This is a genomic window from Achromobacter sp. UBA5777 (genome assembly GCF_002418565.1).
Classification (GTDB): domain Bacteria; phylum Pseudomonadota; class Gammaproteobacteria; order Burkholderiales; family Burkholderiaceae_B; genus Achromobacter; species Achromobacter animicus.
In genome coordinates, this window is record NZ_DIEJ01000112.1 from 1 (window position 1) to 10,912 (window position 10,912).

The 10,912-nt window shown below is 66.5% G+C and carries 9 protein-coding genes and 1 pseudogene; 2 read left to right on the top strand and 8 right to left on the bottom strand.

The genetic code is table 11. From position 1 onward, the window contains the following. The 3 genes from B3446_RS08195 to B3446_RS08205 form a co-directional block, all read right to left on the bottom strand. Positions 1–464, bottom strand: a 464-nt coding sequence (locus tag B3446_RS08195; protein WP_291379608.1) for a chemotaxis protein CheB, incomplete at its 3' end; no start/stop codon positions are given. Positions 465–487: 23 nt separating this feature from the next. Continuing rightward, the gene (locus B3446_RS08200; protein WP_191577811.1) at positions 488–1,327 is read right to left on the bottom strand and encodes a CheR family methyltransferase; all 840 of its coding nucleotides are present in this window, start codon (positions 1,325–1,327) and stop codon (positions 488–490) included. Positions 1,328–1,360: 33 nt separating this feature from the next. Beyond that, positions 1,361–4,792: a response regulator gene (locus B3446_RS08205; RefSeq protein WP_291379612.1), complete on the bottom strand. Its 3,432-nt coding sequence runs from the start codon at positions 4,790–4,792 to the stop codon at positions 1,361–1,363. A 317-nt stretch (positions 4,793–5,109) separates the two neighbouring features. On the opposite strand from B3446_RS08205, the gene B3446_RS08210 reads away from it, so the two are divergent. After that, positions 5,110–5,556, top strand: a complete 447-nt coding sequence (locus B3446_RS08210) for a response regulator (protein WP_224776871.1) — start codon at positions 5,110–5,112, stop codon at positions 5,554–5,556. A gap of 118 nt (positions 5,557–5,674) precedes the next feature. Here the strand turns inward: B3446_RS08210 and B3446_RS08215 are convergent, their stop codons facing one another. From B3446_RS08215 to B3446_RS08235, 5 genes and pseudogenes are all read right to left on the bottom strand, one after another. Next, positions 5,675–6,454 carry a 1,6-dihydroxycyclohexa-2,4-diene-1-carboxylate dehydrogenase gene (locus B3446_RS08215; RefSeq protein ID WP_291379614.1) on the bottom strand — a complete coding sequence of 260 codons (780 nt, stop codon included), beginning with the start codon at positions 6,452–6,454 and terminating at the stop codon, positions 5,675–5,677. A 12-nt stretch (positions 6,455–6,466) separates the two neighbouring features. After that, positions 6,467–7,765, bottom strand: coding sequence for an MFS transporter (locus B3446_RS08220; protein ID WP_291379622.1), 1,299 nt, complete (start codon positions 7,763–7,765; stop codon positions 6,467–6,469). A gap of 135 nt (positions 7,766–7,900) precedes the next feature. Further along, positions 7,901–8,836 (bottom strand): catechol 1,2-dioxygenase, encoded by a 936-nt coding sequence (gene catA, locus B3446_RS08225; protein WP_291379616.1) that lies wholly within the window; start codon positions 8,834–8,836, stop codon positions 7,901–7,903. 74 nt (positions 8,837–8,910) lie between these two features. Next, positions 8,911–10,065, bottom strand: a pseudogene (locus tag B3446_RS08230) (muconate/chloromuconate family cycloisomerase). 234 nt (positions 10,066–10,299) lie between these two features. Next, the gene (locus tag B3446_RS08235) at positions 10,300–10,566 is read right to left on the bottom strand and encodes a hypothetical protein (protein ID WP_291379618.1); all 267 of its coding nucleotides are present in this window, start codon (positions 10,564–10,566) and stop codon (positions 10,300–10,302) included. Between the two features lie 66 nt (positions 10,567–10,632). On the opposite strand from B3446_RS08235, the gene B3446_RS08240 reads away from it, so the two are divergent. Further along, positions 10,633–10,912: hypothetical protein (locus B3446_RS08240; RefSeq protein ID WP_291379620.1), on the top strand; the 280-nt coding region annotated here is incomplete at its 3' end.

Genomic DNA, 10,912 nt, shown 5'->3' on the forward strand with positions numbered 1-10,912 from the left:
GGCGCCTGCACCAGCGCGTGGCCGCCGGCGGCATGGATGGCGGCCAGGCCTTCGGCCCCATCCTCATTCGCCCCGGACAGCAGCACGCCAAGCAGCCGCTCGCCATAGCAATCGGCGGCGGACTGGAACAGCACGTCGATGGACGGCCGTGAAAAATGCACCGGCGGGTCGATCGACAGCGCCAGGCGCGGCCCCCGGTCCACCAGCAGGTGGTAGCCAGGCGGCCCGAAATACACGTGCCCAGGCTGTATCGGTTGCTGGTCCTGCGCTTCCTGCACGGGCAAGGCGCAGCGATAGCTGAAGATGTCGCTCAGCAGGCTACGGCGGTCGGACGGCAGGTGCAGGAGTACGATCACGCTCGCCTGAAGGCCGGCGGGAAGCGCCGGCAGCAGAACGCTCAAGGCGTCGATAGCGCCCGACGAGCCGCCGATGACGATCGCGTCCCAGGCGTCCGAAGCGTCCACGGACAGATCCGGCCCGCGCGTGGTCACAGCTCGGCCCTTTTACGGTAGATGCGGTCGGCCATCACGAATTCGTCAAAGCCGTCGGCCTGCGCCGTGAACCGCACCGACTCCTTGGACCCCAGGCCCAGGAAACCGCGATGGACCAGCGCATCGTGAAAGAGGCCCAGCGCCCGGTCCTGCAGATCGCGCTCGAAGTAGATGAGCACGTTGCGGCACGACACCAGATGCACTTCCGCAAACACGCTGTCGGTCGACAGGCTGTGATCGGAGAACACCATGTGCTCGCGAAGCGTCTTGTCGAACACCACGCGGCCGTACCGCGCGGTGTAGTAGTGCGACAGCGAGTTGCGCCCGCCCGCCTGCGCATGGTTGGCCGTGAAGGCCGCAGCGCGCTCCAGGTCGAACACGCCCTGCTCGGCCGCGCGCAGTGCGTGCGGATTGATGTCGGTGGCGTAGATCAGCGCGCGGTCCAGCAGCCCTTCCTCGTGCAGCAGGATGGCCAGCGAATAGACTTCCTCGCCCGTGCTGCACCCGGCCACCCACACCTTGATCGAGGGATAGGTGCGCAGGATCGGCACCACCTCGTTGCGCAGCGCCAGAAAATAGCTGGGGTCGCGGAACATGTCGCTGACCTGCACCGTCAGGTACTGCAACAGATTGGTAAAAACCGCGGGCTCGTGCAGCACGCGGTCCTGTAGCTGCGACAGCGTCTTGCAGTCGAACTCGCCCAGCGCGGTGCGCAGGCGGCGTTTCAGCGAAGCCTGCGCATACTCCCGGAAGTCGTAGTGGTAGCGGTGATAGATCGCATCGAGCAGCAACCGCTGCTCGATGTCTTCGATGTTCGCCTTGTTCTGATTGGGCATGGGCGTGATCGCTGTGTCGTGGCCGGGTCAGGCTTACTTGCGCATCCAGACGCGCACCAGCGACAGCAGGCGCTCGACATCCAGCGGCTTGGCGATGTAGTCGTTGGCGCCGGCGGCCAGGCATTTCTCCTGGTCGTCCTTCATGGCCTTGGCCGTCAGGGCAATGATGGGCAAGCGGCGCCACTCGGGCCGTGCGCGGATCTCGCGCATGGCCGTGTAGCCGTCCATCTCCGGCATCNNGATGTCCATCAGCACCAGGTCCACCGCACGGTGGCCGTTGACGCCGGCCCGGCCCAGGGCATCGAGCGCCTCGCGACCGTTGCGCGCAATCTCGACGTGCAGGCCGGTGGGTTCCAGGATGCTGGACAGCGCAAACACGTTGCGCACGTCGTCTTCCACCACCAGCACCGTGCGGCCCTCCAGTGTCGTGTCGCGGCTGCGCGCCAGTTCCAGCATCTGGCGCTGCTGCGGCGGGAGTTCAGCTTCCACCTGGTGCAGGAACAGCGTCACTTCGTCCAGCAGGCGTTCGGGCGAACGCGCATCCTTGATGATGATCGACTTGGAGAAGCGGCGAAGCTGCTGCTCTTCGTCGCGCGACAGCGCGCGACCGGTGTACACGATCACGGGCGGGAACGACACGCTTTCCTGATCGGCCATTTCGCGCAGGAGTTCGTAGCCGCTCATGTCGGGCAGGTTCAGGTCCATCACCACGCAGTCATAGGTGGTGTCGCGCAGCAGCGCCAGCGCGTCGCCGGCATTGGCCGCCAGCACGATCTCGACGTCGTCGCGCGCCAGCAGTTCGCGCACGCTGTCGCGTTGGCGGTCGTCGTCCTCGACGACCAGCACGCGCCGCACGTTCTGCGTGAACTTCGCTTCCAGGCGATGCAGCGCGTGAACCAGTTCCTCGCGCTTGACCGGCTTGAGCGCGTAGCCCACCGCGCCCCGCACCAGCGCCTCTTGTGCGTAATCGGCCACCGACACGATGTGCACCGGGATGTGCCGGGTGTTCGGATTGCGCTTGAGCTGATCCAGCACGCCCAGGCCGGAAAAGTCGGGCAGGTTGACGTCCAGCACGATGGCGTCGGGGCGCCGCTGCGCCGCCAGCGCCAGGCCGTCCGTCGCGGTGTGCGCAGCCAGGCAGCCAAAGCCCATCTCGTGCGCCAGATCGGCCAGGATGCCCGCAAAGCGTTCGTCGTCTTCGATGACGAGGATGGTTCGGGCAAAGGTCTCGCCCGGCTCCTGCTCAGTTGGCTCGGCTGACTGGGCCAGCGCGGCGGGTTCGGCAGGCTCGGTGCGCGCCACGGGCGGGGCAGCGATGACGCCCGCCGGGCCTGCCAGCGTCGTAGGCGCGTCGGCGCCCTCGCGCGGCGCCGGGGCGGTCGACACGACCAGCATATTCATCGGCAGCAGCAGCGTGAACACGCTGCCCTGCCCCGGCGTGCTGACCAGCGACAGCGAGCCGCCCAGCAGCTTGGCCAGATCCCGCGAAATCGACAGGCCCAGCCCGGTGCCGCCATGCTTGCGGTGCGTGCTGCCGTCGGCCTGGCGGAATGCCTCGAAAATCAGTTCGTGCTGGTCGGGAGCCACGCCAATACCGGTGTCGTGCACCGCAAACGACAGCATGCGCCCCGGCGCCCGCGTCACGCGCAGCGCGACGAACCCCTGCTCGGTGAACTTGATGGCGTTGGAAAGCAGGTTCTTGAGCACCTGGCCCAGCCGCTGCGGATCAGTCCGCAGGGTGTCCGGCACGTCGCGCGCGATATCCAGCTCCAGCGCCAGGCCCTTTTCCTGGGCCAGCGGCCGCAGCGGTTCCAGCAGCCGCTGCAGCGCCGGGGTGACGGCCAGGTCTTCGATCTCGACCGTCGCCTGTCCCGCCTCGATCTTGGCCAGGTCCAGGATGTCGTTGATCAGCGCCAGCAGATCGCGCCCCGCCGCGTTGATGGTCTGCGCGTACTTCACCTGTTCGGCCGTCAGGTTGCCCGTCTTGTTGTCGGACAGCAGCTTGGCCAGGATCAACGTGGAATTGAGCGGCGTGCGCAGCTCGTGGCTCATGTTGGCCAGGAACTCGCTCTTGTATTGGCTGGCCTGCGTCAGCAGGCGGGCCTTGTCGGTCAGCGCGCTTTGCACCCGCAGCAACTGTTCGGTCTGCGATTCCAGATTGAGGTTGGTCTGCTCCAGCTCGGTCTGCTGCAGTTCCATGCGCGCCTGCGATTCCTGCAGGATGCGGCTCTGCTGCTCCAGTTCCTCGTTGCTGACGCGCAGCTCTTCCTGCTGGGTCTGCAGCTCTTCGGACTGGCGCTGCGTTTCCGCCAGCAGCGATTCCAGCCGCGACCGGTCCATGCCGGCACGGATGGCGGACGCCAGCATTTCGGACGCGCCTTCCAGCAGGCTGCGTTCGCCCTCGCTGACCGGATGATTGAAGCCCAGCTCGATCACCGCGTACACGCGCTCGTATTGCATGGCGGGCGCGACCACCAGTTCGACCGGATTCGAGCGGCCCGTGGCGGACGAGACTTCGAGGTGGCCGGCGGGCACGTTGCGCACGTGCAGCAGCTTGCGCGATACGGCCGCCTGGCCGACCAGGCCCTGCGCCGTGGAAATCTTCTGGGGCAGCCTTTCCGGCGGCACCGCGTAGCCGCCGAACAGCTCGAGGTCGTCACCGTTGACCACATAACCCGCTCCGACGCTGGCGTTCAGGTATTCGGCCAGATAGTCCAGGGCGCGCCTGCCGATCTCGTCCAGGCGCTGGTCGCCCCGCAGCCGCATGCTCAGGCCCGACAGGCCCGTCGTCACCCAGGCCTGGCGCGCCTTGACGCGATACTCGCGGATGGTCATGAGCGCCGAGGCAAAGATCAAGACCAGGAGCACCAGGGCGCCGCCCCAGGAATAGTAGGTGGAGGTCGTGGCCGCATCGCTCCAGGCGTCGCGCTCCTGCTCAACGCGGCGCATCTGTGACGTATACAGGTCGCCGACGAGATCGCGCAGCCGGTCCATCGCCTCCTTGCCCGAATCGGTCCGCACCACCGCCAGGGCGCCTTCGACGTCGCCCGCTCGGCGCATCTCGATGGTGTTGTTCAACTCGGTAAGCTTTTGCTTCGTAATGCCCGCGATGTCATTGGCAATCCGGCGCTGCGTCGCGTCCTGTTGCGAGAACTCCTGCACGACGGTCAAGCGCTGCTCGATGAGCGGCACCGAGCGCACATACGGTTCCAGATAGGCCGGGTCGCCCGTCAGCAGGTAACCCCTTTGGCCGATCTCGGCGTCTTTCAGGGCCGAATTGAACAGGCTGAGCTGACGCAGCGACTCGGTCGCGCGGTCCATGGACTGGACGGCACGCACGCGGGTGTCCGCCGAGCGTACGTTGACGAAGGCGATGACCAGCGTGGCCACCGCGGCCAGGATGAATCCGGCCATCAAAGTGCGGGGAAAGGCCAGGCGACTGGCCGGCTGCGGCGATTTCAGCATGAGATCGATTACCAATTCAGGGAAAGCGCGCGGATTGCGCTAAGGCAGAGTGCGAAGAATTATAGGGACGGTATGCCTGCAGTCCATCCTGCGCACTGGCGAACTATACAGGTATGCGCGCAGTTGGGTTGCGTATGGATACAACTACTACACCAACGCGGCCCTGCCATGCCCTAGGATTCGGCTTCCCGATCTGCCGGCCGCCTTTCCGTGCGCCTGCCGCCTTTGCTGGCACGCCCTCAACCCACCCCGCCTGAACCCGGGGACAGCCGGCCGCGCAGACAACCGAATTCCTGCCCACCGTGGCACCGAAAAAAATGACGAAGATTCTTTTGGTGGACGATCAACCCACGTTGGTCGCCCTGATGAGCGAGTTCCTGAGCAGCGAAGGCTATGACGTCACGACGCATACCGACGGCCTGACCGCGCTGCAGCAGATGATCGCCCTGCGCCCCGACCTGGTCATCACCGATCTGTCCATGCCCGGCATGGACGGCGCCGCCCTCCTGACCGCCATGCGGGATAACGCCTATCTGCATGAAACGCCGGTGCTGGTGCTGAGCGGCCGTCCGGAACACGAGATCCTGGAAGCGTGCGCGGGCCGTGCGATGCTGATGCGCAAACCGGCTAGCCCGGATGACGTGCTGAAAGCGGTGCGCGGCCTGATCCACGGCGAACGCCAGCCGCAGTCCCGCCCGCGCTCCGGCCCGTTTTCCGGCTCCCTAAGCCGCATCGGCGCCGCGCCGCTCGCCCGAGCTGCGTAGACGTCGCGAGCCCCCATCAAAGGGCGGGTGCAAACAGAAAAGGCCGCTGCCAAGAGCGAGCGGCCTTTCCTTTTGCGAGAACGGGGCCCTCAGCGGGTGTCTGACACCCCGCGCCGCCTCACCCCACATGCCCCCCCGCCACATACATCACCTGCCCCGTGATGTACGACGCCTCCGGCGCCGCCATAAAGCAGATCGCTGACGCGACCTCTTCCATGCTGCCCATGCGATGCATGGGCGTGCCGGCCAGGCAGTCCGTGTACATCTCGCCTTGCCAGATGCGGTCCTGATCCGAAGGGGCTTCGGTGTTGCGCGGAATGGCGCGCACGCCGTTGTCCAGGGCGCCCGGCGCCACGCAATTGACCCGCACGCCGGATTCGGCCAGTTCCAGCGCCATGCAGACGGTGGCCGCGTGGACGCCGCCCTTGGATGCCGAATACGGCACGCGGTAGATGCCGCGCGTGGCGTTTGAGCCGACGTTGACGATGGCGCCCCGGCCTTGCCTTTTCATCACCGGGATCACCTCGCGGCACGACCACAGCGTCGGCCAGAGCGAACGGGTGACCTCCCGCTGCATCTCGTCCGGCGTGTACTCCCAGAACGGCTTCATCCAGATCGTGCCGCCCACGTTGTGGACCGACACGTCGATACGGCCGTGCGTGTCCAGCGTGTACTGCACCATCCGCTGTGCACCGGCGTGGGTTTCCAGGTCGGCGTCGATGAACGACGCCTGTCCTCCCTCCTCGCGGATCTCGCGGGCCACGGCCTCGCCCAGTTCGGCGGCGCGGTCGACCAGCACGACCGCAGCGCCTTCGGATGCCAAGCGTTTGGCGGTAGCGCGTCCGACGCCCTGGGCTGCGCCGGTGACCAGCGCGATCTGATTTTCAAAGCGATTCATGCAAGCTCCCGGTCAATGTGCGCGCGACAGCTCGCCCGGCACGGGTTGCGACGACTTGTTGTCCACAGCCAGCACGGCGAGCAGCGCCCCCGCCAGCGGAACCGCCAGCACCATGAAGAAGCCCGACGGACCAAACCAGCCGAGGAAGCTGCCGCCGATGGCCGAACCGATGATGGCGCCGGCGCGGCCCACGCCGATCGACCAGCCGGTCGCCGTGGCGCGCAGCGCGGTAGGATACGCGCCGATGACCAGGTAGTTCAGCGCCAATTGCTGGCCGCCGATGCCCAGACCCGCCGCGCCGATCAGGATGAACACGAGCGTCCAGTCCGTTCCTGCGTAGCCCAGCCCCAGCGACACCGCGATGCCCAGCGCGAACATCGCGATCAGCAGCGTGCGGGTCGACACGCGCGGCATCAGGTACGACAGCGGGAAGGCGCACACGATGAACACGAGATTCACGGTGAACGTGCCCATTGGCGCCTGGTCGGCCGGCAGACCCGCGGCCTTGAGCACCGTAGGCAGCCACGACAGCAGCATGAACCACGCAACCCAGTTCAACAGGTACACAGACCAGATCGCCAGCGTCTTGCGGGCATAACCGTCGGTGAACAGCGCCTTGACGCTGGCGCGGATGGTCGCGTCTTCCGGCACCGTGAACCGCACGCCGGCAGGCAGCGGCTGGCGCGAGATCTTCGCGAGGATGCGGGCAACATACCCCTGGCCCGCCGCGTCGCCGCGCATGGCCTTGAATTGCAGGGACTCGGGCAGCAGCACCACCAGCGCCGCCAACAGCAACAGCGGCGCGACGCCGCCCACGATGAAGATGCCTTGCCATCCGATCACGGGCAGCATGCGCGCAGCCAACAGGCCGCCCAGCATGGCGCCCGCGGGCAGACCCAGCAACACGCCGGTGATCACCACGCCACGATGGCGTGCCGGCGCGTATTCCGCCGCCAGCGCCAGCAAGATGGGCGTGCAGCCGCCCATGCCCAGCCCGGCGATGAACCGAAGCGCCAGAATCTGCCATGTCTCCGTAGCGGCGGCCGTCAACAGCGTCGCCAGCCCGAACACGGCCACACCGATCAGCGCGGCGGGACGGCGGCCGATACGGTCGCCCACCAGGCCCAACGTCATGGCGCCCACCGTCATGCCGACGATGCCGGCGGTCAGGATCGGCGCCAGTTCGCCGGCCTGCAGTTTGAATGCCGTCAGGATCGCGGGCCCGGTGAACGCCATTGCCTGCGTGTCGAAGCCATCAAACAAAGCGATCAGAAAGCACAGGATCAGGACGCGCCACTGAAAGGCGCCCATCCGTTCCTGATCGATCAGGCTCGGAATGGAGATTGTTGAGGCCATGAGAGTCTCCCCGGGCTCACGCGGAGCCCGTTATCGGTATGGGTATGGGTGTCGAATGGCGGCATCGCGCGGTGGCGATGCCTGCCGGGTTCAGGCCTGGGCGGAAGCGCGCAGGCGATTGACGATCTGGTTGTCCTTGCCTTGCAGCAGGCCCGTCAGCACGACGTCGAATTCGATTTCCTTGTACGCGTCGGCTTTCAGGCCCAGTTCGGCGCCGCCCGTCTTGTCGGTCACCGGCGGGATCAGCGCTTCGCGGGTGGCGTAAGCGAAATCGTCCCAGATGAGGGGATCGCCCTCGATGTTGAATTGCGTCGTCAGCTTGCGGTGCTGGTCCGCGCTGACAAAAAGGTGCACGTGCGCCGGGCGGTTGCCGTGGCGGCCCAGCGCGTCCAGCAGCTGCTGGGTGGCGCCTTGCGGCGGACAGCCGTAGCCGACGGGCATCAGCGTGCGGAACTCATACTTGCCATCCGAGTCGGTACGGACCGCGCCGCGCAGATTGAAGTCGGTCTGCGCGCCCGTCGGGTCGAAGTGCGAATAGAAACCCTTGGAGTTCGCGTGCCAGCACTCCACCACCGCATTGGCCAGCGGCGCGCCGTTGGTATCGCGCACGACGCCGCGAATCACCAGCGGGCCTGCGTCCGCATCCGGATCGAGATCGATGCGGGCAACGCCGTCCTGCACGGGCGCGCCTGCGACATACAGCGGGCCTTCGATGGTGCGAGGCGTGCCGCCGTCCAGGCCGGCCAGCTTGTCCTGGTGGTCCATGCGCACGTCCAGGAATTTCTCCAGGCCCAGCCCGGCGGCCAGCAGCGCGGCCTCGCCGTCGCGGCCCAGCTGATTCAGGTAGTTGACGCCGGCCCACACCTCGTCGGGCGTGATGTCCAGGTCGTCGACGGCCTTGAAAAGATCGCTCAACAGGCGGTTCAGGATCTGCTTGAAGCGCGGCTTGCCCTCGCTGCCTGCAATGTTGGTCGCGGCCTTCAGCAGGTCCTGCACTTCCGGGGTGTTGAATACGTCGAGGCTCATGTCTGTCTCCAGGGTTTGTCTATTGGTATGGGTCGGGAAATGCAGCGTTGCATGCGCCGCATCGCCAGGTTTTCTCAATGGCTTTTGTTCGTGACCTTGACCAGCCCGTCGCGCGTGAAACGCTTGACGCGGGCGTCGTCCAGCTCGATGCCGAGCCCCGGTCCGGCAGGCACGGTCAATTCGAAGTCGCTGTAATCGAGCGGCTGGGCAAGGATTTCCTCGGTGATCAGCAAGGGGCCGAACAGCTCCGTGCCCCATTGCAGATGCGCAAAGCTGGCAAACAGGTGCGCCGACGCGACCGTGCTGACGGCGCCTTCCAGCATCGTGCCGCCGTAGAGTTCGATGCCTGCCGCATCCGCGATCGCCGCCACACGCTGCGCCGCAAACAGGCCGCCGTTCTGCTCGATCTTGATGGCGAAGACATCCGCACCGTGCTGGCGCGCGATCTCGAACGCGGTGTCCGGACCTTGCAATACCTCGTCGGCCATCAGCGCCACCGGGAACCGGCGCATCAACCGCGCCAGCGCCGCTGCGCTGGCCACGGGCTGCTCCACCAGCTCGCAACCGGCCGCTGCCAACGCGGGAATTGCCCACGCCGCCTGCGTTTCACTCCACGCCATGTTCACGTCGACGCGCACCGCGCCGCGGTCGCCCAGCGCGCGCTTGATCGCGGCCACGTGGGCGATATCCACCTTCGGGTCGCGGGCGCCGATCTTCAGCTTGAANNCTTGAAGATGCGATGGCGGCGTTCTTGCAGCATCTGCTCGGCCTCGGCAATGTCCCGGTCGGTGTCGCCCGACGCCAGCGTCCACGCCACGGGCACGCGATCCCGGCGCCGGCCGCCCAGCAGTTCGCTGACCGGCACGCCCAGGCGCTTGCCGTGCGCATCCAGCAGCGCGGTTTCAAGCGCGCTCTTGGCAAAGTGGTTCACCTTGACCAGCTTGCCCACGTGCGCCATCAGTGCCTGCACGCGGGTGGCGTCCTGGCCGATCATGGCGGGNNGCGAAATACGCGTCGACCGACAGCTTCATAGCCTCGGGGCTTTCCGGGCCGTACGCCATGCCGGCGATGGTGGTGCCCTCGCCAATGCCCACCACGCCGTCGCTGCAATACACCTTCACCAGCATCAGCGTCTGGCCATACATCGTGGCCACCGACAGCTTGTGCGGACGGATGGTGGGAAGGTCGACGAGACAGGTTTCGATGCGTTCGATAGTGGCTGCGGACATGGACGGCGTTGGGTAAGGGATGGTCACGAGGCGTTTATAGAACCCGGCGACTTTTCGCGTCCAATACTTTGCAAATCCGAATTGATACCTTTAAAGCATAAATAATCTACGAATACGCCGAGGGCAGCCTGGAATTCTCAATACTTTAAGGGTCTGACCGATCTGAGCGGGTCGACATATCGTCACGCGGATCATGTGCGACCAAGCCGTACGGCCTCGGGCACGCACACGACGCTACCGCAGATGCGCTTCGTGCAGGTCCAGCAGCCGCCCCTGCTCGCGCGCCAGCGAATCCGAGATGCGGTGCGTACGAGCCAGATGGAAAACCGCCTCGCGGGAAGCGGCAATGGCTTCCAGCCTCAGTTCGCGCTCGATGGCGATCTGCCTGCCCAGGCGTTCCGTATCGGCCACGTCCGCCGCCTCGCCGGACTGCCGCCGCAACGCGCCGCTCAGGTTCTCCGCCACCTCCAGATACAGCGCGGCGTTTTCCGGATTCTCCACGCCCCGGNNTCCCCCCCGCCCCGGCGCCTTGCGCCGGCCGCAACGCTGTCGAGCGCCGCACGCAGCATGGCGTCCTGCGCCAGCGATGCCTCGCGCTCGGTGCGGCTGTTCGGCGCAAAGTGCAATCCGCGCATCAAGGGGGGCAAGGCCACGCTGGCCAGCAATAGCGAAAACACGATGACCATGGCCGCCAGCGACACCGCCAGATCGCGCGCCGGAAATGGCGCGCCGCTGTCCAGCGCAAAGGGAAGCGTCATCACCCCGGCCAGCGTCACTGCGCCGCGCACGCCCGCCACGGAGACGGCCAGGATCACGCGCGCGCCGACCTCGGGCGACTCGGCGCCGC

Bases quoted from the DNA above. Each gene is read 5' to 3' on its own strand.
- B3446_RS08215 (WP_291379614.1), bottom strand. From the start codon at position 6,454: ATGAATCGCTTTGAAAATCAGATCGCGCTGGTCACCGGCGCAGCCCAG.
- catA (WP_291379616.1), bottom strand. From the start codon at position 8,836: ATGAGCCTCGACGTATTCAACACCCCGGAAGTGCAGGACCTGCTGAAG.
- B3446_RS08220 (WP_291379622.1), bottom strand. From the start codon at position 7,765: ATGGGCGCCTTTCAGTGGCGCGTCCTGATCCTGTGCTTTCTGATCGCT.
- B3446_RS08200 (WP_191577811.1), bottom strand. From the start codon at position 1,327: ATGCCCAATCAGAACAAGGCGAACATCGAAGACATCGAGCAGCGGTTG.
- B3446_RS08210 (WP_224776871.1), top strand. From the start codon at position 5,110: ATGACGAAGATTCTTTTGGTGGACGATCAACCCACGTTGGTCGCCCTG.